Below are 23,251 nucleotides of genomic sequence, written 5' to 3'. Positions count from 1 at the left end.
TGCCTTCCAGCGCGGCGCGTACGGCGTCGGTATTCACCTTGTCGCGCAGCACGTCCAGTTCGTCGGGCGAGGTGCGCAGCGAGGTGCGCAGCAGCCCGTCCGGACCCACCAGATAGGTTTCGCCGGTCTTGCCAAGGCCGAAGGCTTCGAACCGCCCGCCGGACAGCATCAGGCTGTTCAGTTTTGCCGCAGGCAGGCTGAAGGCCAGCACCGCCACGTACTTGCCGCCCTTGCCGCCATCGAATACCGGAGTGGCGACGAAGGCGCGCGGGGCGTTGCCCGCAGGCTCGTAGGGGGCAAAGTCGCTGTGGGCCACCTCGCCCGCGCGGCCCGCCTTGCCTGCGGCGTCGGCGGTGCGGAACACGGCGGCAAGGCCGGATTTGGAGAAGGGGCCATCGGAGACGCGCTGGGCAAAATCGAGGTTCTTGCGCACCGAATAGAGCACCCGCCCGGTTTCCGGGGCCAGCAGCAGCACGTCGGCATAGCCGAACCGCTGGGCAAAGTCGCGGAAGGCCGGGTGAAATTTCAGGTGGTTGTCCACGTAGCCGCAGATGAGGTCGGCTGGTTCGTCCAGCTTCTGTCGTTCGCCGGGGGCCGCCGGATTGCGGCGGATGTAATGTTCCCACAGCAGTTGGGCGTTGGGATCGGTGGGCACGTAGTCGGCTGCGGCGCGGGGGGCGTAGCCGGGCGCGGCGGCGGCGTGGCGGGCAAAGGCGTTCCAGCCCAGAAAGGCGGGGCCGGCCATGGCCTCGGCCAGGGCCGGGCGCAGGGCGGCCAGCGCATCCGGGGGTGTCTCGGATTCGTGGCGCACCAGGTCCACGTCGTAGGCAAAGGCCAGGCTGGCGTCGATGGCCGTGCGGTCACCCGCGTACACGGCAAGCTGGTCGGCCACCAGTTCCATCAGGTCGGCCACCTGGGCCGACTTCACGCCGCGCAAGGTGGCCAGCTGATCCTGGGCCCGTTCCTGCAGGGCGGCGGCGCTGGTGCGTCCCACCTCGTGCATGCCGCCCGCGCCCACCCACCACAGGGTGGCCGCGATGCCGAAACCGCTGGCCGCCAATACCGAAAGAAACCCCAGAAGCAATTGCCGTTTGAGGGTCATGACCGCACCTCGATCCCTTACCGTCATACCTGACGCTGCACAGTGAAACAGGTCCCGGACACGGGCATGGTGACCCTTGTCCGGCGACCGCGCGCGATTCCCCACTGATCCGGCGCGGTGGCTGGCGCGGGGCTGCCGGGTTGCGGCCCCTTGCGCCACGTACGCCCGGCGATGCGGGCGTACGGAGCGGGCGGCGCGGTGTGTTCGTCCTGAAGTCCGGGGTGCCGCCCACGGGAGCACCGTTCACATTTTCAGGGGTGATGTCAAAGCGGGAAAGGGGTGCTGCTATGCGAATATTGTCAAATGCTGCACGCCGGAGTGGTGGAAAGTTGTAAAAAAGTGGGAGCCGCGGGCTGTTGGGTGAACGGGCACGCCGACAACGCAACGGGCGGACAGGCTTTCGCCCGTCCGCCCGGAACATGCGCATGCAGCAGTGCGGCACGGTGCCGCGCGTTGCCTACAGCTTCTTGACTTCCGTGTACCAGCCGCCTGCCTGTTCCAGCAGGCCGTACAGGCGGCCCACCAGCGCGTGCGGGTCGGCCAGGTAGCCTTCCAGCAGCAGGCTGGCCTCGAACAGTTGCAGGGTGGCGCTTTCCACCATGGGGTCTGCCGGGTCTGCCTTGTGGATGCGCAGCAGGTTGCGCAGGATGGGGTGGTCGCGGTTCACTTCCAGCACCTTTTTGGGGATGGATTCGTCGCGCTGCATGACCTTGAGCAGTTTTTCCATGGACGAGGTCACCGCGCCGTCGGGGCTGACCAGGCAGGCCGGGCTGTCGGACAGGCGGTGCGACACGCGCACCTCGGTCACCTTGTCGCCCAGCAGGTCCTTCATGCGGGCCAGCAGCGCGTCGAACGCGGTGGCGTCCGATTCGGCCAGCGGTTCCGCCTCCTTGCGTTCCTCCACGGTGGGGAAGGCGTCCAGGGTGGCGGCGTCGGCGTGTTCCACGGCCTTCAGGGCAAAGTCCTTGTAGCTGCCCAGCGCGTCCATGACGAATTCGTCGATGGGCTCGTACAGGAACAGCACCTCCAGCCCCTTCTTGCGGAAGATTTCCAGGTGCGGGTTCAGCCGGGCGGCTTCGCGGTTGGGCGCGGAGATGTACCAGATGTCCTTCTGGCCTTCACGCGCGCGCCCGATGTAGTCGTCCAGCGAGGACAGGCCCTTGGCGTCGTCATGGTGCGAGGAGTTGCAGCGCAGCAGGCCCGCGAACTTTTCGCGGTTGGTCCAGTCGGTGTGGCCCAGCTTGAACACCTTGCCGTGGCTGCGCCAGAATTCCGCGTACTTGTCCGCGTCGGACGCGGCCAGCTTTTCCAGATGGCCGAGCACCTGCTTGGTCACCGTCTGGCCGATCTTGCGGATGACCACGTTCTCCTGCAGCGTCTCGCGCGAGATGTTCAGGGGCAGGTCTTCCGTGTCCACCACGCCCTTCACGAAGCTGAGGTATTCCGGCAGCAGGTCCTTGTTCTCGCGCTGGATGAGCACCCGGCGCACGTACAGGTCGAGCCCCCAGCGGTCGCGGCCCATGCCGAACAGCTCCTGTCCGTGCGGCGGTACGAACATGAGCGCGGTGAACTGCACCGGCGCGTCCACGGACACATGGATGGTTTCCAGCGGAGCGCCGCTGTCGAAGGTGAGGTACTTGTAGAAGTCCTCGTACTGCTGCGCGGTGACCGAGAACTTGGGTTCGCGCCACAGGGCCGGGGTGGTGTTTACCCGTTCGCCCTCGACCATGATGGGGAAGGGCAGGAAGTTGGAGTGGGTGCGCACGATGGCTTCCAGCCGGTGGCGTTCCAGAAATTCCGCCGCATCTTCCTTGATGTGCGCCTCTATGACCGTACCGCGCGTGGGGGCGTCGGCATCGTTGGCCGCTTCCACCTCGGTCACGCTGAACGAGCCGGAACCGTCCGATTCCCAGATGTGGGCGGACGCGCCGGGCTGGCACGAGCGCGAGGTGACCTTTACCGTGTCCGCCACCATGAACACCGAATAGAAGCCCACGCCAAAGCGGCCAATGATGGATGCGGCGTCCGTGGGGGCTGCGGAAGATGAGGGCGCGGTCTCTCCGTCGGCATCGCCTGTGGCGGCGTCGGCTTTGGCGCTGCCGTTAAGGCCCTGCCCCATCCCGTGTTCCGCCATGAACCGTTCCGAGCCGGACCGGGCGATGGTGCCCAGGTTGTCGATGAGTTCCTGGCGGGTCATGCCCACCCCCGTATCGACAATGCGCAGGATGCGCGCGTCCTTGTCCACGGTGATGGTGATGTCCAGCGGCAGGTCGGGCGCGGTAACGGCATCGCCCCGGCTCTGGAAGAAGCGCAGCTTGTCCAGGGCGTCGGATGCATTGGAGACCAGTTCTCGCAGGAAAATCTCGCGGTTGGTGTACAGCGAGTGGGTGATGATATGCAGCAGTTTCTGCACTTCGGTGCGGAATTCATGGGTCTCGTGCGCGGCGGCGGTCATCGTTTCCTCCTGTGAAAGCGTGGTCTGGTGAACGGCAAGGGTGCGCCCGGCAGGCCTTTGAAGGCCGGGCATGCCCGAATGTTGTACAATTGTTCCGTGTCGTTGCGACAGGAAAATTCCCTGAGCAGATAGTGCCGGAGCGGCGCGTGTCAAGGCGGATGGGGCAGGGAAGTGCAAACGCGCACTGCCGGGCCCCTACGATACACGGTCCGCCCGCTGTGCGCGAACGGCCCGTGAACGGTCGGGACTGATGTGGGGGGATGGGAGCGGAGTGGCACGGCGACGGCCCGCCTGTCTCCCATTGCCGAAGAGAGACTACGCTGTCAGGGCGTCCAGCTTGAAGCGCACGCGCAGCACGCCGTTCTCGAAGTCGTGCGAGATGATCCGGAAGGCGCCCACCTCTGCCGTATTGGTCACATGGGTGCCGCTGCACGGACAGGCGTCGAAATCGCCCACCTGCACGATGCGCAGGGTGTCACCCGCGTCGTCCGGCAGGCGGCCGAGATCGAAGCGGCTGGCAGCTTCGGTGCGGTCCATGTCCACGGCGGTGACCGGAAGGTTGCCGGACAGCACGCGGTTCACCTCGGCTTCAATGGCGCGGGCTTCCGCGTCGTCGAGCTGGTGGCCGAAGCGATAGTCGCACTTGGATTTCTTGGGGTTGATGTGGGCGCTGAAGCAGCGCCCGCAGCCGTAACGGGCCACCATCACGCCGTTCAGGACGTGTTCGGCGGTGTGCATGCGGGGGGCTTCGTCCTTGCTCATGATGGGCTCCGTGGGTGTTGCGGTTGCCGGGCGTTCACGCGGGTGGCGCTTGTGCCGGGCATGGGGTACCTGTGCGGAATGCCTGCGAGGGCGGCAGTGCCCGCTTTTTCTGACGTATGGAAACATGGTCCGGCCATCGCGCCGGGCGAAGATACAGGAGATGCCGCATGGATTTCAAGGCGCTGGCCGATCTGGTGGAAAATGGATTGCCGTTTCAGAAGCTGCTGGGCATCCGGGTGGCAGAGATGGAGGCGGGGCGGGTGAAACTGTTCATTCCGTATCGCGAGGAACTGGTGGGCGATACGCGGCGGCCAGCCCTGCACGGCGGGGTGATATCGTCGTTGGCCGATGTGTGCGCCGGATTTGCGGTGTGGACCAAATGCCGTATCGACGACCGCATCGCCACCATCGACCTGGTCATCGACTACCTGCGGCCCGCGTCCGCCAGCGACCTGTATGCCGAGGCCACCGTGAAGCTGCTGGGCAACAGGGTGGGCAACGCGCAGGTGGTCATCTGGTCCGCCGACAGGCCGGACCGGTATGTGGCCGAGGGGCGGGGGGTGTACAATATCCGGCAGGGCTGAGTCAGTTGCGCACTCCGTCCTTTCGCCCTCCGGCGTCGTCAGATTTCGCCTTTTGCTCCGGTCACGTACGATAAGAGTACGTTCCCTTCGCAAAAAGGCTCATCTTCCTTGCCGGAGAACGAAAATCCTGTCGTGCGCTTGCGGAAGCCACTCCTTGGGCTGCTTTTTGCGCAGGAGACGCTTTGGCGGGGCAGCCGGGGAGCTCGGGACAGCTCCCTAGTTCGACAGTGAATGCTCCTGCACGCGGGGGCCGCCCGCGCCGGGCGCGCCTGCCGGGGCCGGGGTGTGCGGCGGCACCACGATCTGCTGGCCCGGCTGCGATTCCACGAAGTTGGAGGGCGCCTTGTCGGTGCTGCGGTCCGGGTCGAAGCCCAGCACCTTGCTGCGCGCCTTGCCCACCACCAGGGTGCATTCGCCGTTGGCGCAGTCGCGGATGGCCAGCAGGGTGGGCTTCAGCACGCCCGTGGGGGCCACGTTTTCCACCACCAGATAGTATTCGCGCGGGCCGGACCCGAACAGCGGGGTAACCGTGCAGGTCACCAGCCAGTCGTTCACGCCGTCGCCGTTCCAGTCGGTGATGGCGGTGAGCGATACGGAAATCACGTCCATGCCCTGGCCCAGGGCAAAGCCCACCTTGCCGATGCGCACGTTGTCGTCCGGGGCCGCGGAATCCGCGAATGTCTCGCCCGCAAGGCCGTTGCGCGCCTCTGCCGAGCGAAAGCGCATGGACAGGCGGCGGTACAGTTCTTCGCCGTACGAGGCGGGGCGGTATTCGCGGTTGTCGCGGATGGCCGCCTCCATGTAGTTGCCCTCGGCATCCAGAAGGTTGCGGCGCACCATCTCGTCGCGCAGGTAGACGGCGTAGTTGCGGAACATGTCGGGGCGCACCACCTCCACCGGTTGCAGGGCGCAGCCGGAGGCCAGGGCCAGCAACAGCAGCAGCGGAACAAGGACGGCAAGGCCGCGCGGAGCGGCGGAACGCTGGGCGGTACGGGTGCGGGTACGATGCATGGCAAGTGGTGCCCGGCGGGCGTTTTGGGGTGTCCGGCGCGGCGCGCCACGGGGGATGGGGACGGCTACGGCTTTTTCAGGATGGCCCTGATGGTGGCTTCGTCGGCGGCCTTGCGCGCCGCCTCCTGCGAGGCGGGCAGAATCTGTTCGCGCAGCAGCTTGTCGAGGAAGACGCGTGCCTCTTCGCCGGTACGGACCACCGGCTGGCCGATGCCCCGGTATTCGTCCAGCGACAGCAGCCGGGCCTGCAACAGCCCCTTGGGCGCGGGGTCTTCCACCACCAGCCAGTAGCCCAGATAGAAGCCCTCGTCGTGCGGGGTCTTCTGGGTGAGCAGCACCAGCCAGTCGCGTACGCCGTTGCCGTTCCAGTCCATGGTGGCGAAGACCACCAGCGTGTTCACGAGGTCGGTCGAATGGACGTTGAGCGAGGTACGGTCCAGTGCGCTGACGGTCCACTGTTTGGGCGAGGCGAAGGTGCGCCGCGAATCGTCGGTAAAACCCAGCAGCAGCGAGGGGAACGCGCGCAGGTTCAGGCGCAGGGCCAGTTCAAGTCCGCACGATTCCGGCTGGTAGTCCTGCGGCAGGATGTCGCCGGAAGGTTCGGCCCGGCCATCGGGCAGCACCACCAGCCCCGCGCGCTGGGCGGCGTCGGGGTGGCGCTGGGCGAAGGACGCCAGCAGAAAGCGGTCCAGCACCTGCACCGGCACGGGGCCGGGGTAGATGCGCTCCGGCTGGGGGCTGGCGTAGGGCTGGGCGCCGTCGTCGGTGATGCGCGGCGCGCAGGCGGACAGCAGCATTGCCAGCGACAGGGTCAGCAGGCAGAGCAGCCCCGTTGCGCCCGGAGCAACCGACGCCGGTGGCAGGGCGCGGAAGCGGCGCGCAATGGCTATGCAGATGGCGGGGCGCGCCGTGGTGCGGACGGGCATGGAATCCTCCGGATATGACCGCATGGAGCGGTTGCACCCGCGTCTTATGACCGCCCCGTGCGGCTGTCAACGGACATTTGCGGGGCCGGGCGGGGGGGCAAACGGCACGCCCCGCATGAGCCGCCATGGGGCGGACACGCGGGGCTGCGGAGAGATGCCGAGCAGGTTGCCCATGCTTCGGCCACCCGTCGGTCCGCAGGCGTCCGGACAGGGGACTGGCGAACGGTGGGGCGCTCGGGGCGCGCCGGGTGGACTGTGGTGCCGGGTGCGTCTAGCCGAAGGGGTTCAGCGACTTCAGGCCGAAGCCCACGGCCTGGGCCGGTGCGGCAAGGGGGCGGCCTTCCTGCAGGTCGGACAAGGCCTTGGCCAGTTGATCGGGACAGGAGGTCGGCTTGCTGCCGCAGGTGATGCCCGTCAGCTTGTCGATGGCGTCCTGCACCGGCATGCCGTCGAGCAGGCGGCCAAGCGCTTCGAGGTTGCCGGGGCAACCCCCGGCAAAGCGCACGTCGCGCAGCACGCCGTCGCGCACGTCGAACTGGATCTGCTTGCTGCAAACACCGCTGGGAACATGAACATGCATGGCGATACTCCGTGGCGCGCCGGTGGTCCGGACGCCGGATTGCTGGTGTGGCCTGACGGTCTGAACGGGGTCGGCGTCAGAGATAGGCCCGGCGCGCCGCACTGTAAAGGGGGCGACAGGAACGGCGTCCCCGGCTTGACGCGCCCGCAGGGGCGGACTATCTACTCACTCAGCAAGGGGAGTAGCCAGCAAGGGCAACGTCAACAGCATGGCGCACGCGCCTGGCGTTGCCGTTGGGACGGACCCGCAAACCGGACCAATTGGCGAGACCTTCACGGCAGGAATGCCGGAGGTCTCGCCTTTTCTTTTTGGCCTCTGGCGATATGTTGAATTCTCAAACAGTATCGAGAGGTTGGCTGTGAGACACGCGTTTCGCGACTGGTACCCTTTCCTGCTGGCCGTGCTGGCCACGCTGCCGGGCCTTGCCATGCGCGCCCTGCACCCCGAAATCAGTCCCCTGGTCATGGCCGGGCTGACCGGTGGGGCCATTCTGGCCGCGTCGTTCATGCTGATGTGGGCCTGCGAGGTGGCGCAGCTGGACATTCCCCAGACGCTGGCCCTGGCGGTGGTGGCGCTTATCGCCGTGCTGCCCGAGTACGCCGTGGACATGTACTTTACCTGGATGGCCGGGCAGCACCCCGAAAGCGACTATGCCCACTACGCCATCGCCAACATGACCGGGGCCAACCGCCTGCTCATCGGCGTGGGCTGGAGCGCCATCGTGCTGGTGTGCTGGATGCGCTTCCGCAGTGCGGTGGTGGTGGAAAGCGAACGCCGCACCGACCTGGTGTTCCTGGCCATGGCCACGGCGTATGCCTTCGTCATTCCCATCAAGGGTTCGCTGGCGTGGTACGACGGCGTGGCGCTGGTGTCCCTGTATGTATGGTACATCTGGCTGGTTTCGCGCAGGCCCTGCACCGAGTTCGAGGCCGAAGGCCCGGCGGAGGTGCTGGCCGGACTGCCCACCGGCAAGCGCCGCATGGCCACCCTGTCGCTGTTCCTGTTTGCCGCCGTGGTCATCCTGGCCGATGCGGAACTGTTCAGCGAAAGCCTGGTGGCCTCCGGCAAGGTGCTGGGCATCAACGAATTCCTGCTGGTGCAGTGGCTTGCGCCCATCGCCTCCGAGGCGCCCGAGTTCATCGTGTCGCTGATGTTCGCCATGCGCGGGCATGCCAGCATCGCGCTGGGCAGCCTGATTTCGTCCAAGCTGAACCAGTGGACCCTGCTGGTGGGCATGATTCCCGGCGTGTACGCGGCCTCGTCCGGCTCCATGCACCCGCCCATTCCCATGGATTCTCACCAGATGCACGAAATACTGCTGACGGCGGCACAGTCGCTCTTCGCCATCTGCCTGCTGCTGCGCATGCGCATCGGCATGCGCGGGGCGCTGGTGCTGTTCGGCCTGTTCCTGGTGCAGTTCATCTCGCCGTTCATCCAGGTGCCGGTGGAACAGGCCATGGGCTTGCCGCACATTCCCGACCGGCTGCACATCTGGTTCAGCCTGGTGTACGTGGTGCTGGCAGGCGGCATGCTGCTGCTGCGCCCGCGCACCCTGCTGGACCTGCGCTACGGCTTTCGCGTGTAGCCAGCGCGCCGCCAGCGGCGCGCTGGACGACATGACCTGATCCTTCGCGGCCCGTCGCGCCCTTGGCGCGGCGGGCCGCTCGTGCTAGAGACGAGCCATGAACGACCGTAAACGGTTTTTTGCGGAATCGGGCCTGCGTGTCCAACGTCGCCGGATGTTGGCGGGCTTGCTGATGGGGCTTGCCGCCTTGTGCGCGAGCCTCATGCCCCTGTGGCTGCCGGATTCCGTGCGAGCCGCCGAGCCCGGCGCGGGGCGTGACGACGAGTCTTCCATCACCCTGCGCGAGGACGATTTCGACATCGACGTGCGCTACCCGCGAATGGGGCAGGCCGCCGTGGACGACGATCTGGCCCGCTGGGCCGCGCATGTCGTGGCCGCATTCCGGCAGGGGCTGGCCGAACCCGAAACCGGGGCCGAGCCGGTGAACGGCATGGCGGACGCCAACGCCCACCATTTCGTCAATGAACTGAAGGTGACCTACGAGGTAACCCGCGCCTCGGCCCGGGCGGCCACGGTCACCTTCAGCATCTGGACCTACACCGGCGGCGCGCACGGCAATCTGGACGTCATCACCCTGAGCTACGACATGGACTCGGGCGCGCGGCTGACACCGGAGGACATCTTTGCGGACGCCGAGGGCGCGCTGGCCCTGCTGGCCTCGTACTGTTACGACGCGCTGGCGGAATCCCTGGGCGACGACCGGGCCGAGGACATGCTGCGCAGCGGCACCAGCCCGGACGTGGACAACTACGCCAGCCTCGCGCTGACGCCGGAAGGGGTGCGGGTGCATTTTCCGCCGTACCAGGTGGCGCCATGGTCGGCCGGGCCGCAAATGGTGGACGTGCCGCTGGGGGTGCTGATCGACGCCGGGCCAAGGCTGGAGTTGTGGGGCGTTTCCCGCTAGTCGGAACGAAGAAGGGATGCCGAAGGGCCGGAACGCAGTGCGCGTTCCGGCCCTTTTCATGTATCGTGCACGGTTGCGTTGGCCGGAGAGTCCGGGGGCAGCCGGGTTGCGCCGGTCGGTCAGGTCAGCGCCGGTCGGTCAGGTCAGCGCCGGTCTGGCAGGTCAGCGCCGGTCTGGCAGGTCAGCGGCAGTCTGGCAGGCAGGCCAGTGGGCTTAGCCGGTAGCCGTCAGGCACGCCCGTGGCAGTCTGGCAGGTCGGATCGGGTGCACAGGGTGAGCACCGCGTCGCATATGCGGGTGCCCGCCGGGCGGGCCAGCACCGCCCCACCGGGAATCACCGCCGCGCGGCGGAATCCCAGCCGGGTGACGAAGGCAAGGGCGTGGCGGTAAGGCGTGGGGGTCAGTCCCACCAGGGTATCCAGCAGGTGCGGTGCGGGGCGTCCGTCCGGAGCGGGGACCGGCGCGGGGGCCTGCGCATGCAGCAGAAACCGCACCACCAGATGCCCGATTTCTTCGGCGCGGTGCAGCCCGGACCGCAGCACGCAAAAGTGGATGCGCGCCGCTCGGCCGCAAAAGCCGTCCACCCAGCACAGGGCCAGCGGGGTGTGCGCCGCCTGCACCAGGTAGCACCATGCCCGGTGCGGGGCCAGCAGCCCGCGCAGGTCCGCGGCGCAGCGCACGCCGCCGTCGTGGAACACCACCGATGCCAGCCCTTCTTCGTGCAGGATGTCCCACAGCCGATCCAGTTCCTCGTCGGTGACCGGGGCCGGGTGGGACGGGTGGCGCGAGCGCAGCACCAGCGGGGGCAATGGCGATGCCACAGGGCTGGCGGCGGCGGAGCGAGAAGGATGCGCGGTCCGGGCAATTCGTGTGACCTGCGACGCCGGAAGGGACGATGTGGCGCTATCCATACAGTGGATACTCCATGTTTCCGGTGTCGTCCGCGCTTCCATGGCCGCAGAAGCCTGCGCCGTGCCCCGCGTGGCCGAACCCGCCGGAATCCGGGTCCGGGAATTCCGCGCCCAGGTCCGGGTCCAGGATGCGGGCCAGGCAGTCCAGCATGTCGTCGTGCCGGGACACGGGAAAGGCCAGGTACTCCTCGTCCACGAATTCCCGCGCCAGGTCGCGCCGCTTGCCCTCGGCGTCCATGAACGGCAGGCGGTGCGGCAGCAGCATGCGGCCCTGCTCGAATTCCGGCACCAGCCTGCGGATGCGGTCCTTCTTGGGCATGGGGCCGCCCAGGGGGGTGATGTCGAAGCGGTAGTTGCGGCGTTCCTGCTCGGTGCGCACATGCTCGATGTCGGCCTGCATGCCGTACTTTTCGTAGCCCGTGACCAACGGCCTCCACGTGCGGTGCAGGCGGAACAGCGCGGCGGCCCGGCCCGTAAGGTTCAGCCGGTCACGCACCCCGTCCAGCAGGTAGCGGTTGCCGTCCGGGGCCAGCCCCACCACCAGCATCACCGTGTAGTCGCTGCCCTTCTTGCGTTCGCCCGCCGGGTCCACCAGCAGGTAGCGGTTGCAGTGGCCCCAGCGGGCCAGGGGAGATGCGCGGTCCGCGTGGCCGGTCTGGTTTCCTGCGCCGGATGCATAGCGGCGCAGCCATTCGGCGCGAAAGCCTTGCGCCGTGTCGGCGGCGGGGTTCAGCAGCATCTGGCAGCCGAACACGTACGGCCCCATCTGGCGGCGCTTTTCGGCCAGCGCCGCCGGAGAAAGCAGCACCGGGGGGCCGTCGGGCGCGCCGGTGGCCGTGGCGGGGTGGATGCGCGGTGTTGCCGCCCCCCGTTCGAGGATGATGCGCCAGGTGTCGTTGAAGTGGTAGCGGGTGCCGATATAGCGGCGGCGGCCTGCGCCGCTGGCGGACGGGGTGTTGCCTGCGCTGGCAGGGGCGAGGGCGTCGCCGGGCAGGCCTTTGTCGCCCACGCGGGCGGTATCGTCGTTCTGCGCGCCGGTTTCCCCGTCCGTTTCGCTGCCCCTGTTCCGGTCTGTGGCGCCGTCGATGACACTGCCAGGGACACTGTCGGGGACAGTGTCGATGATCTCGCAGGCTCCCCCGCTGGCCCCCAGATTAAGTGACAGCGCCCAGCACTCCGTGACCTTGGCGATCATTTCCGGGGTGGTCACCGATTCGCGGGTCACCACGTCGTCGTAGACCAGCAGGCGAAAGTGCTTGCCCGTGGGTTGTCCGTCCACCAGTCCCCACGCCTCTACGGTTGCCTCCTTGGGGTTGCCCCGGCGACGCACCACGATGCCCTTGTCCAGCGACCATACCGGGGCCTGCCGCCGGGGCGCGGCCCACAGCACGTCGGGGTACAGGCGCTTGAGCAGGTCGTTGTGCTCGAACTCGTGCTTGATCTGGCCCAGGAAATCCTTGGCCACGGGGCGCGAGTGGGAAAAGATGCCCACCGTGATTTCCGGGTCGTTCAGGATGTCGCGCACGGTCTGGCCAAAGGTGATGATGGTGGATTTGTAGTGTTCGCGAGCCCACAGGTCCAGGTGACCGTCGGGCGCGGCCTGCACTTCGCGGCAGCGCTCGAACAGCCAGTCGCGGTCCATGTCGGACCGGCCCATGAGCCGGGTGAGCAGATAGAACAGGTCGCGGCGGCCCAGTTCCGCCTGCATTGCGGCCAGGGCGGCGGGGCCGCACCGGGCGGCGTCGGCGGCAAGGTCGGCGTACAGCGCGGCGGCGTCGCGCCGCGTGGGGGGCGGCATGGTTGCCGTGCGGGGAACCATGGGGGTGACCATGGGCGGGGCAGGCATGACGGGAACGGACATGTTGGAACATCCTCCGGTGCAGGTGTGGCTGCGAACAACGCGGTTCGCGGCGCACACCCTACACGGGGGGAAACGGGCGACGATGGCCGCGCGGGGGCCGCAGCAGGGTGGCGCGGGCATCCGGAGGGGGTGCGGCCATGACGTCCGTTCATGCCGGTCGTTGTGTCGGGGCGGTGGGGAGGAGTATGAAATGATCGCCGTGGCCGATGCGGAGGGACGATGGCAGGTTGCCACCCGGCGCGGATATGACGGTGTGTGCGCAGACGCACGGCGCCCGCGTCATGCCCGTGGCGCGTCCGTTTCGCGTGCGCGCCGTGCCCGTGTACGTCAGGGAATGGCTGCCGCCACATCGGCGCGGCGGAGTGTCTTGTAATCGCCATGCAAGTCTGCTAGGCAAGTCTAGAAAATTTCACGAATGCCGTGTGCGCGCCGCACAAGCCGGACCCGGAACGGTGCGGTTCCGGGCGGCGACGGCGACCCACAAGAAGGAGGAACACATGTACATGCTTCTGAACTGGCGCGCCCTGCGTCACATCGCCATGGTCATGGTGGCCGTCATGGGCCTGCTCAGCTTCGTGCCCCGCGTGGAAGCCGCCTTCGTTCCCAATGCCGGCATCATGGCCGGGGAACAGCGCTCCAGCGACGTCGGCACCGTGCAGAAGGCCCTGGAAAACAAGATGGTTTCCGAGCGCCTGCAGGCTCTTGGCTACTCTTCGGCCGAAGTGGAACAGCGCCTGTCCATGCTGTCCGACGCCGAACTGCACGACCTGGCCAAGAAGATCGACAACCTGACCCAGGGCGGCGACGGCTTTGGCTTCGTCATCGCCATCCTTGTCGTGATCCTGCTGGTGGTGCTGATCCTGCACTTTGCCGACCGCCGCGTGGTTGTCCAGTAGCCACACGCCCGCTTTGGCCCCGCCATCCGGACAGGCCCCCGCCTGCCCGGATGGCGAGGGCGCCATTTCGTCATGCCCATGAACATTTCGCCATTACTCCGCGCCGGTCGCCCGGCCCGCGTGCCTCGTGGTGCCGCCCGGTCCTTGGGCCGGTCCCTGACCTGGTCCCTGACCCGGTCCCCGACCTGGTCGCGGCTTTCGCGGTCGCTGGGGGGGCTGCTGCTTTGCGTCGCCCTGGCCTGCACGGGGTGCGTGCGCGGCCCCGGCACCCTCGCGCCGGACCCCACCCGCCCCGCTGCCGAGCGGGTCATCCCCGGCGTGCCGTTTTTTGCGCAGGAACAGTACCAGTGCGGCCCCGCCTCGCTGGCCGGGGTGTTGCGCCATCTGGGGCTTTCCGGCCCCCAGGCCGCGCCGGACGGCATTGCCGAAGCCATCTTTCGCCCGGGCATGCACGGGACGCTTTCTCTGGACCTTGCCCTGTACCCGCGCACCCTGGGGCTTGCCAGCCGCTGGTACGACGGTTCCGTGGCCGACCTGATGGCCGCCGTGGATTCCGGCCAGCCGCGCATTGTCATGGTGGACCACGGCTACGGACTGGTAAGCACCTATCATTTCATGGTTGTGGTGGGCTACGCGCCCGACGCGGTCATCGTGAATTCCGACCGCACCCCCCTGCAACGGCTGTCGTGGGCTTCTTTCCTGCGCACCTGGGACCGCACCGACCGCTGGACGCTGGAAATCCGGCGGCAGGAACCGGCCCCCGCGCCCGCCCCGTAGCCCGAACCGTCACGGGAGGTTCCATGCCGGACACCACGCCCCTTGCCGTTATCCCCGCTTCCGCTCCCGTTTCCGCCGACTTTCGGTCCGCCCTGGCCACCGGCATGGCGCGCGCCATGTTGCCGTGCCTGTTGCTGGCCCTGTTGCTGGCCCTGTTGCTGACCGGGTGCGCCCTGCCGCGCATCGGCATCTATCAGGATCCGTTGTCCGGCCAGGAACATCTGGAACTGGGCCGCGCCTACGAGCAGAAGGGAGAGCTGGATCTGGCCCGGCGCGAATACGCCGAGGCCGTGCGCGACGACGTGCCCCAGGCCCATCTGTTCCTGGCCAACCTGCTGTTCCAGAAGGGCGAGATGGAGGAAGCGGAAGGCCATTACCGCAAGGCCATCCGCACCCTGCCCGAGGCGGAATCCGCCCCGGCGCGCAACAATCTGGCCTGGCTGCTGCTGACGCGCGGCGAAAAGCTGGAGGAAGCAGAGCGGCTGGCCGAAGAGGCCGTGCGCCTTGCCGACGACGCACACCGCCAGAGCTTCGAGGACACCCTGAACCAGGTGAAGGCCGCACGGAACAAGTAGCGTCCTTTCGAGTTCCCTGCGCCCCTGTGTCCCCGGATTCCCTGTACAGTTGACGCGAACGACGGCCCGCCGCAGCCCCATTGCCGCGACGGGCCACGGCGTTGGCGGCTGCGGCGTGTCGGCCTGCCCCTCTTGCCCCCCACGTCTGCCTGTCTCTCCTGTTCCCTCTGCCCCCGCGCGGCTCGGGCGGCCCGTTGCCGCCCGTTGCCGCCCGTTGCCATCGGCTGCTGCCCGCTCCGTCTTTTCTGCCTTGCCGTATCCCCGTCCCGTAGGCACTCCGTCCCATTGCCCCGTCACCCCCGTGGCATCTTGCCGCCACGTTTCGGTCGACGTCGCCGTTTTTTTCGCAAGGTTGGCGGGGCGGGCTTTTCCGCGCGCGTTTCATCTGGCAAGATACGTCATCGGATACTCTGCGGAGGCTGCATGACGGGTCTGGGCATTCGGGGCAAGCTGCTGGCCAGCTACATGCTGGTGTTCCTCGTGCTGTTGCTGTGCGGCGGCGCCGGTGCATACATCCATGCCCGCAATGTCGTGGAACAGGCCGTGGAGGAACGGCTGCACGCGGCCACCCAGTCCATTCTGGGCACAGTGCGCGTGGGCGCGGACCTTGCGGTGCGCAACTACCTGCGAGCCGCCTCGGAAAAGGCCCGCGACGTGGTGGCCCTGGAATACGAGCGGTACCGCTCCGGCGCCATCACCGAGGCGCAGGCCAAGACCAATGCCGCCGCCATCCTGCTGCGCATGACCATAGGCCGGTCGGGCTACATCTACTGCCTCACCTCCAACGCCACGCTGGCGGTGCACCCGGTGGCCTCCCTGCTGGGGCGCGACCTTTCGGAGTTCGAGTTCGTACGGGACCAGTCGCGCCTGCATGAAGGCTTTCTGCAGTATGAATGGCGCAACCCCGGCGAAACGCATGCCCGGCCCAAGGCGCTGCACATGACCTGGTTCCAGCCGTGGGACTGGATCATCTCCGCATCGGCCTACCGCGAAGAATTCCGCAACCTGCTGGATGTCGCCATGCTGCGCGACGCGGTGCTCTCGCACCGGGTGGGCGAAACCGGCTATGCCTACATCATGACCGGGGCGGGCGAACTGCTGGTGCACCCGGTCATGAAGCCCGGCGACATCGCCGACGCGCGCGACGACACGGGCCGCCGCTTCGTGCGCGAGATGCTGCAAAAACGGTCGGGCCGCATCGTCTATTCCTGGCGCAACCCCGGCGAAGACCGCTACCGCGAGAAGGTCGTGGTCTACGCCTATCTTGCGGACTACGACTGGATCGTGGCCGCATCCGGCTATACCGACGAGATTTACGCCCCGCTCGATCACATGCGCCGTCTGGCCCTGCTGTGGCTGCTGGCGGCCATCGGGGTGGTGGCGTTGGCCAGCCTGTATGCCAGCGCGGGCATCACCGGGCCGTTGCGGCGGCTGACCGAACGCGTGCGCGTGGGCGCGGGGGGCGACCTTTCGGTGCGCGTGGTGCCGGAAACCCACGATGAAATCGGTGATCTTGCCAACTATTTCAACAGACTGATGGGTAATCTGGAAGGGCATAGCCTGCGCATGGGGCAACTGGTGGAGGCGCGCACGGCGGAACTGACCCGCCTCAACGCCGACTATCTGGGTGAACTGGAACGCCGCGCCGCCACGGAAGAAGAAGCCCGCAGCCGTCTGGCCTTCCTGCAGGCGTTGATGAATGCCATTCCCAACCCCATCTATTACCGCGACTTCACGGGCCGCTTCGTGGACTGCAACGACAGCTTCGCGCGGGTGGTACTGGGCAGCGCGCGCGAGGACGTGCGCGGTCGTCCGCCGGGCGACTTTCCCGACGTGTATCCGGCGGACGTGGCCGATGCCGTGCTGCGTGACGACGACGAACTGCGCAACATGGGCGGCACGCGCTTTGGCGAGCAGACCCTGCGTTGCGCCGATGGGGCGGTGCGCCATTTCAGCGTGGTCAAGACCGTGTTCGCCGGGGGCACGGCGGGCGAGGGCGGCATCATCGGCGTGCTCACCGACCTTACGGCGCGCCGCCGGGCCGAGGAGGCGCGACGCCTGCTGGAACAGGCTGTGGAGAATTTTTCCGGAGCCCTGCTGATTCTGGATGCCGAAGGCTCCATCCGCTACGCCAACCCGGCCTTCGCGGCCATTACCGGCTGGCCGCGCACCGATGCGGTGGACCGCCGCCTGGCGGATATCGGCGCCGTGGAGACGACTGGCGGCAGCGCAGGCGGCAACGGGGACGCCGGGTTTGCCGCGCTGCTGGCGGCCCGCGCCCAGGGCAGGGCGTGGAGCGGGCGAGCCCGGCTGCGGCGGGGCGACGGCGCGTCGTTCGAGGCGGAATGCCGCCTGGCCCCCTTGCGGGACGGCGCGGGCACGGTGACCCATTTCGTGTGCACCATCGAGGACATCAGCGAGCGGCTGTTGCTGCAGGCCCAGCTGCTGCAGGCCCAGAAGCTGGAATCCATCGGGCAGTTGGCCTCGGGCATCGCGCACGAGATCAATACCCCCATCCAGTTCGTGGGCGACAACGCGCGTTTTCTGGGAACGGCGGCCAGCGCGCTGGCTGCGGCCATCGCCGGGTACGACGCGCTGCTGCGCCAGGCCGTGGAGGCCTGCGGCGGGGTGGGGGACGCGGCCTCCGGTGGCGGCGGGGGATTGCTGGCCGGGGCGGCGCGCCTGCGCGAGGAAACCGACGTGGATTTCGTGCTGGCCGAACTGCCCGTGGCCGTGCGCCAGGTGCAGGACGGGGTGGAAAGGGTTTCCGGCATCGTGCGGGCCCTGCGCGAATTCTCGCACCCCGACGCCGGGGGCAAGGTGCCGGTGGACGTCAACGCCGGGCTGGCCAACACGGTCACCGTGTGCCGCAACGAATGGAAGTACGTGGCCGAGGTGCGCCTGGACCTTGCGCCCGACCTGCCCCACGTGATGGGCCACGCGGGCGACCTGAACCAGGTGTTCATGAATCTTCTGGTCAATGCCGCCCATGCCGTTGACGACCGGTTGCGGGCCGAGGGCGCCGCACGAGCCGACGTGCAACCCGGAAGCCGCGACACGGCCCGCGACACCGCAAAGGGCGCGGATGCGGGCGTGGGCACGGAGACGGCGGAGCGGGCGCGGGGACACATTACCGTCACCACCCGGTTCGCGGACGGCGAGGTGGTGGTGCGCGTGCGCGACGACGGCACGGGCATCGCGCCAGAGGTGCTGCCGCGCATCTTCGACCCCTTCTTCACCACCAAGGAGGTGGGGCGGGGCACCGGCCAGGGGCTGGCCATCGCCCGCAATCTGGTGGTGAACAAGCACGGCGGGCGCATCGAGGTGGACAGTGAACCCGGTCAGGGGGCGGAGTTCATCGTGCATCTGCCGGTAGAAACGGCATAGGGCGAACGGAAGGGCGTCGAAAGACCGTGCTGCGGGGGCGGGTGGTCTTGATGATGGCTTGGGTGGCTGGATTGGCAGAGGCGCTGCTGGCGAAGGCAGGCTTGTGCCAAGTAGGCCAGGTCAGGCAAGGTCAGGCCAGCTGAGGCGGTCGAGGCCCGCCGAGGCCGGGACCGGTCAAAACTGGCAGAAACCGGGGGCAGGGAAAAGGAGCGGAGCGTGCAGCGTGATGGGTACCGCATGGCGTGGCCGTGGCCCGCGCCTGACTGCCGAAACTGCCCAGACTGGCGGAATTGGCGGAATTGGCGGAATTGGCAGAACTGGCGGACGGCGGCTGCCGAAGCCGAGCCCCCTGGCAGGACGCATGGTTGCGCGGGGCAGGCGGGGCAGGCGGGGCAGGCGGGGCGGCGTGTGGCCTTGCGCGTGCCCCGGGAGGTTGCCCGGCGTGCCGCGCGTGGTCTGGCGCGCATGGCGGCCTGCCTGGTCGCCAGCCTGTTCCTGTCGCTGCCGATGGCGGCGGTGGCCGCCCAGACGACTCCGATTCCCGCAGACCCGCTTCCGGCGGCCACTGCCCGGCAGGACTCCGTATGGGCAGGGCAGGCGGCGCGCCCCTCTGCCTCCGGGCTGGCCTTCGTCACCCAGCAGTATCCGCCGTTCAACTATCTGGAACGCGACGAGGGCACGGAACGCGTGGCCGGGCCCGTGGCCGAGATCATCGCCATGGCCTGCGAGCGCATGGGCGTGGGCTGCACCTTCCGCCTGCTGCCCTGGGCGCGCGCCCTGCAAGAGGTGCGCAACGGCACGGCGGACGGCATCTTCACCATCGGGCTCGTGCCGGAGCGCCAGCAGTGGCTGCATTTCTGCCCGCCGTTGCTGCGCGCCGAATACGGTTTTTTCGTGCGCATGGAAAATCCCCTGCGCTACGTCACCCCCCGCGACGTGTCGGGGTACCGGGTAGGCGTGTACGGTCCTTCGCTGACGGCGGACATCCTGGAACAGCTGGCGCGGCAGGTGCCCATGACGGTGGATGTGGCGCCGGAAATCGATGCCGGGTTCCTCAAACTGGCGCAGGGCCGCATCGACGCGGTGTTCTCCAACCGCGAGAATGGCCTTGCCACCATAGCCCTGTTGCGCATCGCCAACCTGCGCTATGCGGGCTGGCACAACCGGGTGGACTATACCGTGGCCTTTTCGCGCCAGACCGCGCCGGAAGTGGTGCAAGCCTTCGAGGCCGCGTTGCTCGCGCTGCACCGGGAGGGTGAACTGCAACGGTGCCTTGCCCGCTACGGCCTGCAATCCACCTATCCCGACGTGCGGAACGGCAAGGGCCGCTAGGAACGCAGGGTGCGCCGCGCTGGGAAGACCCCGTGGTTGCGCGCGCTGTGGTTACGTCCGCCGGAAACGATCATCGAAACATTGATCTGACACGGTCGCCGGGTTCACCCCGCCACGCCGGGGAGGGACGCCGGGCGCGGGTCTGGTCGCCGCCAGGTCATGCAGGGACATGCCGGGTCAGGCCCGATCATGCCCTATTATGTCCGGTCAGGCCCGGTAGGTCGGGTCAGGCCCGGTAGGCCAGGTCAGGCCCGGTAGGCCAGGTCAGGCCCGGTAGGCCCGATTATGCCCGGTCAGGCCCAATTATGCCCGGTCAGGCCCGGTAGGCCAAGTCAGGCCGGGTCATATCTGGCAGAATGCGGCCTCACGCAGGCGATCACCCTCACCCCTGCGGGTGGGCGCCGCCATGACCGGCATTGCCCGGTTGCGTCCCCGGCACGGCATGCGCTATGCATTGCCGGTCCCGAAAGCGGCAATTCCGACGCCACCTCCGGGGGCTCCGTTCCTTGAGCGAACAGAACCCCGGCGGTCCGGCATGCTCCGGTACGTGCAACGGCCGAATCCCGGCTGTTCCGCGCGTGCGCCATGGCCGGTTTTTCCACACGCACACCACGCGTCCGCGCGTGCCCACACGGCGATACGGCATGAACAGCAAAAAGCGCATCCTCGGCATACTGCTTGGCGTCATGGTTCTGGCGGCGGGCATCTGGTACTGGCATGGCCTCGGCAAGGTGGAAACCGACGACGCCCAGGTCGACGGGCGCATCTTTATGGTTTCGCCGCGCGTGGCGGGCTATGTGGTCGACGTGCCCGTGGAGGATAACCAGTTCGTCAAGGAAGGCGACGTGCTGGCCCGGCTGGACCCCACCGAGTACCAGGTGGCCGTGGCCGAGGCGCGCGCCCAGCTTGCCGCGTTGCAACGCGGCGTGCCGCTGGAGCTTTCGCAGACCGTGCACCGGGTAACCGGTGCCCAGGCCGTCGAAGAGGCCACCAAACGCCGCGCCGCCCAGGCCCGCGACGAAGAGGACGCCGCCCGTTACGAAATGGAACGCCTGTCCACCGAGCAGGCCCAGGCCACCCTGGACCGCCGCCGTCTGGAGGCCCTGGTGGGGCAGGGGGCCGTCTCGCGCGAGGCGGTGGACCGCGCCCGTACCGCCGACGAAGCCGCCAAGGCCCGGCTGGAGTCGTCCCGCTCCAAGCTGGAAGCCTCCAGCAAGGCCCGCGCGGCGGCGGAAGCCGAAATGCGCCGCGTGCGCGCCGAGGTGGACCTGGCCGGTACCGGGCAGGTGGTGGCGGAAATCCGCGCCCGCCAGGTGGAGGCCCAGCAGGCCAAGGTACGCCAGGCCGAGCTGAATCTGGAATGGACCACCGTGCGCGCCCCCGTGGACGGCTACGTGACCAAGAAGAACGTGGAGCCGGGCCGCATGGTCACGCGCGGGCAGCCGGTCATGGCCGTGGTGCCCATGTCGCCCGACCACCTGTGGGTGACGGCCAACTACAAGGAAACCGAACTTACCGACGTGAAGCCCGGCCAGCCCTGCGAAATCCGGGTGGACACCTATCCCAACCTGGTGCTGAAGGGCCAGGTGGAATCGATCATGGCGGGCACCGGCGCGGCCTTTTCGCTGTTTCCGCCCCAGAATGCCTCGGGCAATTTCGTCAAGGTGGTGCAGCGCATTCCCGTACGGCTGCGCCTGACCGACTATGATCCCGCCACCATGCCGCCCCTGCGCGTGGGCATGAGCGCGGTGCCGGTGATCTTTACCGACCGGGGCGTTTCCGAGGTGCCCCAGCGCGCCTCCGGGCCGGATGGCGTCGCCGGGCCTGCCGGAAAGTCGGACGGAACCGGGAGCGTCGGCGGCGCGGATGCGGGACAGGCGGCGAAGCCCGCCGCCAACGGCACGGCCCCGGCGTCGGGACCGGCCAATGCCACGGCCCCCGTGTCGGCGCCGTCGGCCCGCAAGCAGTAGCCGGAACGGCAGGGCCGCATGTCGAGAGAACCCGAATCGGTCAATCGCTGGCTCATCACCCTGGCGGTGATGGTGCCCACGCTTATCGAAATCCTGGACACCAGCGTGGCCAACGTGGCCCTGAAGCATATTCAGGGCAGTCTGGCCGCGGGCGAGGAAGAGGTGACCTGGGTGCTCACCTCGTACCTGGTGGCCAACGCCATCGTCATTCCCATGAGCGGGTGGCTGGCGCGGCTCATGGGGCGCAAGCGCTTCCTGATGCTGTCCATTGCCGTGTTCACCGCCAGTTCGCTGTTGTGCGGGGCGGCCACCACCCTGGCCCAGATCATCCTGTTCCGCATTTTTCAGGGGCTTGGCGGCGGCGGGCTGCAACCCATGTCGCAGGCCATCCTGATGGAAACCTTTCCGCCCCACCAGCGCGGCATGGCCATGGGCATCTTCGGCGTGGGGGTGGTGCTGGGGCCCATCCTGGGACCGCTGATGGGCGGCTACCTGACGGACAACTTCACCTGGCGATGGATATTCTACATCAACCTGCCGGTGGGGCTGCTGGCGCTGTACCTGGCCGGGGCCTTCCTGTTCGACCCGCCGTACATGGAGCGCCGCCAGCGCGGCGAGGTGGTGGACTACCTGGGCCTGGCCCTGCTGACCACGGGCATCGGCGCGTTGCAGATCGTGCTGGACAAGGGCCAGCAGGACGACTGGTTCAGCTCGCCGTTCATCACCACCCTGGCCGTGGTTTCGGCGGTGTCGCTTGTCGGGCTGGTATTCTGGGAACTGCGCCACCCACGGCCGGTACTGGACTTCCGTATCCTGAAGAACCGCAGCTTTGCCATCGGCAACGGGGTGATGTTCTTCGGGTTTTTTGCCTTTTTCGGGTCCATAGTGCTGCTGCCGCTGTTCCTGCAGGGGCTGATGGGCTACACCGCCTACCTTGCCGGGCTGGTGCTGGGGCCGGGGGGCATGCTGGCCCTGGTGTTCATGCCCGTGGCGGGCAAGCTGACCGAGCGCATCGACGCCCGCTGGATGCTGGCCTTCGGCATGCTGGTGTGCGCGTATTCGCTGCACATCATGGCCGGGTTCAACCTGTACATCGACTTCGGTACGGCGGCCTTCGCCCGGGTGCTGCAAGGCATCGCCATGCCGTTCTTCTTCGTGTCGCTGTCGGTGGTCACCTTCGCCTATGTGCCGCGTGAGGCCATGAACACCGCATCGCCCCTGTACAACCTGCTGCGCAACCTGGGTGGCTCGTTCGGGGTGGCCTTCGTCACCACGCTGCTGGCCCGGCGCACCCAGTACCACCACAGCGTGCTGGCCGAGGACATGACGCCCCTTTCGCCCGCCTACCAGCTGAGCTTCGAGCAGATCCGCAACGGGCTGGCCATGCAGCTTGGGGATGTGGCCGACCTTGCGGAACGCACCCGCGTGATGATCTACCAGTTGCTTCAGCGCGAGGCATCCGCCCTGGCCTTCAACGACGCCTTCTTTTCGCAGGGGATGATCTTCCTGCTGCTGTTCTTCTGCGTATGGTTCATGCGCAGGCCGCCGCGCGGCAAGCATGAGGGTTTCGTGGAATAGGCGACAGGCGGTGTTCTCTGCCCGCCGGTGTTGCCGGATATCGATGAAGGAATGG

Annotated in this window: 17 protein-coding genes; 10 read left to right on the top strand and 7 right to left on the bottom strand. The window is 67.9% G+C overall.

Going from position 1 to position 23,251, the window contains the following annotated elements; all coding sequences use genetic code 11:
- Positions 1-1,559 precede the first annotated feature (1,559 nt).
- Together htpG and DESTE_RS05930 are read right to left on the bottom strand one after the other, a co-directional pair.
- Positions 1,560-3,557: a molecular chaperone HtpG gene (gene htpG / locus DESTE_RS05935; protein WP_035065989.1), complete on the bottom strand. Its 1,998-nt coding sequence runs from the start codon at positions 3,555-3,557 to the stop codon at positions 1,560-1,562.
- Positions 3,558-3,872: 315 nt separating this feature from the next.
- Complete coding sequence (locus DESTE_RS05930) at positions 3,873-4,319, bottom strand: alanyl-tRNA editing protein (RefSeq protein WP_035065986.1); 447 nt, start codon at positions 4,317-4,319, stop codon at positions 3,873-3,875.
- 167 nt (positions 4,320-4,486) lie between these two features.
- Here DESTE_RS05930 and DESTE_RS05925 point away from each other — a divergent pair, with 167 nt between their 5' ends.
- On the top strand, positions 4,487-4,903 hold the full coding sequence (locus tag DESTE_RS05925) for a PaaI family thioesterase (protein WP_035065983.1): 417 nt from the start codon (positions 4,487-4,489) through the stop codon (positions 4,901-4,903).
- Positions 4,904-5,119: 216 nt separating this feature from the next.
- On the opposite strand, the gene DESTE_RS05920 is transcribed toward DESTE_RS05925, so the two are convergent.
- The 3 genes from DESTE_RS05920 to DESTE_RS05910 all read right to left on the bottom strand — a co-directional run bounded on the left by DESTE_RS05920 (position 5,120) and on the right by DESTE_RS05910 (position 7,420).
- Positions 5,120-5,914 carry a hypothetical protein gene (locus tag DESTE_RS05920; RefSeq protein ID WP_084559372.1) on the bottom strand — a complete coding sequence of 265 codons (795 nt, stop codon included), beginning with the start codon at positions 5,912-5,914 and terminating at the stop codon, positions 5,120-5,122.
- Between the two features lie 65 nt (positions 5,915-5,979).
- Complete coding sequence (locus DESTE_RS05915; protein WP_051384342.1) at positions 5,980-6,840, bottom strand: hypothetical protein; 861 nt, start codon at positions 6,838-6,840, stop codon at positions 5,980-5,982.
- Positions 6,841-7,111: 271 nt separating this feature from the next.
- Positions 7,112-7,420, bottom strand: coding sequence for a TIGR03905 family TSCPD domain-containing protein (locus tag DESTE_RS05910; protein ID WP_035065980.1), 309 nt, complete (start codon positions 7,418-7,420; stop codon positions 7,112-7,114).
- 358 nt (positions 7,421-7,778) lie between these two features.
- Here DESTE_RS05910 and DESTE_RS05905 point away from each other — a divergent pair, with 358 nt between their 5' ends.
- Both DESTE_RS05905 and DESTE_RS05900 read left to right on the top strand, forming a co-directional pair.
- Positions 7,779-9,005 (top strand): sodium:calcium antiporter, encoded by a 1,227-nt coding sequence (locus DESTE_RS05905; protein ID WP_051384341.1) that lies wholly within the window; start codon positions 7,779-7,781, stop codon positions 9,003-9,005.
- 202 nt (positions 9,006-9,207) lie between these two features.
- A complete protein-coding gene (locus DESTE_RS05900; protein ID WP_245590750.1) occupies positions 9,208-9,909 on the top strand; it encodes a DUF3298 and DUF4163 domain-containing protein in 702 nt (233 codons plus the stop codon).
- A 227-nt stretch (positions 9,910-10,136) separates the two neighbouring features.
- On the opposite strand, the gene DESTE_RS05895 is transcribed toward DESTE_RS05900, so the two are convergent.
- Both DESTE_RS05895 and DESTE_RS17905 read right to left on the bottom strand, forming a co-directional pair.
- On the bottom strand, positions 10,137-10,820 hold the full coding sequence (locus DESTE_RS05895; RefSeq protein ID WP_245590749.1) for a hypothetical protein: 684 nt from the start codon (positions 10,818-10,820) through the stop codon (positions 10,137-10,139).
- On the bottom strand, positions 10,813-12,618 hold the full coding sequence (locus tag DESTE_RS17905) for a hypothetical protein (RefSeq protein WP_051384582.1): 1,806 nt from the start codon (positions 12,616-12,618) through the stop codon (positions 10,813-10,815). Before DESTE_RS17905 ends, DESTE_RS05895 begins: the two co-directional genes overlap by 8 nt.
- A 560-nt stretch (positions 12,619-13,178) precedes the next feature.
- On the opposite strand from DESTE_RS17905, the gene DESTE_RS05885 reads away from it, so the two are divergent.
- From DESTE_RS05885 to DESTE_RS05855, 7 genes are all read left to right on the top strand, one after another.
- The gene (locus DESTE_RS05885) at positions 13,179-13,577 is read left to right on the top strand and encodes a PA2779 family protein (RefSeq protein WP_198015330.1); all 399 of its coding nucleotides are present in this window, start codon (positions 13,179-13,181) and stop codon (positions 13,575-13,577) included.
- A 252-nt stretch (positions 13,578-13,829) separates the two neighbouring features.
- Positions 13,830-14,354 carry a C39 family peptidase gene (locus DESTE_RS05880; protein ID WP_245590748.1) on the top strand — a complete coding sequence of 175 codons (525 nt, stop codon included), beginning with the start codon at positions 13,830-13,832 and terminating at the stop codon, positions 14,352-14,354.
- A gap of 23 nt (positions 14,355-14,377) precedes the next feature.
- Positions 14,378-14,929, top strand: a complete 552-nt coding sequence (locus DESTE_RS05875) for a tetratricopeptide repeat protein (protein ID WP_084559371.1) — start codon at positions 14,378-14,380, stop codon at positions 14,927-14,929.
- 423 nt (positions 14,930-15,352) lie between these two features.
- Complete coding sequence (locus tag DESTE_RS05870) at positions 15,353-18,316, top strand: cache domain-containing protein (RefSeq protein WP_035065971.1); 2,964 nt, start codon at positions 15,353-15,355, stop codon at positions 18,314-18,316.
- 420 nt (positions 18,317-18,736) lie between these two features.
- The gene (locus tag DESTE_RS05865) at positions 18,737-19,648 is read left to right on the top strand and encodes a substrate-binding periplasmic protein (protein WP_245590903.1); all 912 of its coding nucleotides are present in this window, start codon (positions 18,737-18,739) and stop codon (positions 19,646-19,648) included.
- 644 nt (positions 19,649-20,292) lie between these two features.
- Positions 20,293-21,618, top strand: a complete 1,326-nt coding sequence (locus tag DESTE_RS05860) for an HlyD family secretion protein (RefSeq protein WP_051384339.1) — start codon at positions 20,293-20,295, stop codon at positions 21,616-21,618.
- An 18-nt stretch (positions 21,619-21,636) separates the two neighbouring features.
- Positions 21,637-23,196, top strand: a complete 1,560-nt coding sequence (locus DESTE_RS05855) for a DHA2 family efflux MFS transporter permease subunit (protein WP_035065968.1) — start codon at positions 21,637-21,639, stop codon at positions 23,194-23,196.
- The last annotated feature ends 55 nt before the right edge of the window (positions 23,197-23,251 follow it).

The organism is Nitratidesulfovibrio termitidis HI1 (assembly GCF_000504305.1).
GTDB classification, from domain to species: domain Bacteria; phylum Desulfobacterota; class Desulfovibrionia; order Desulfovibrionales; family Desulfovibrionaceae; genus Cupidesulfovibrio; species Cupidesulfovibrio termitidis.
Note: the sequence above shows the minus strand (reverse complement) of the source record. Positions and strands in the feature narration are given on the sequence as shown.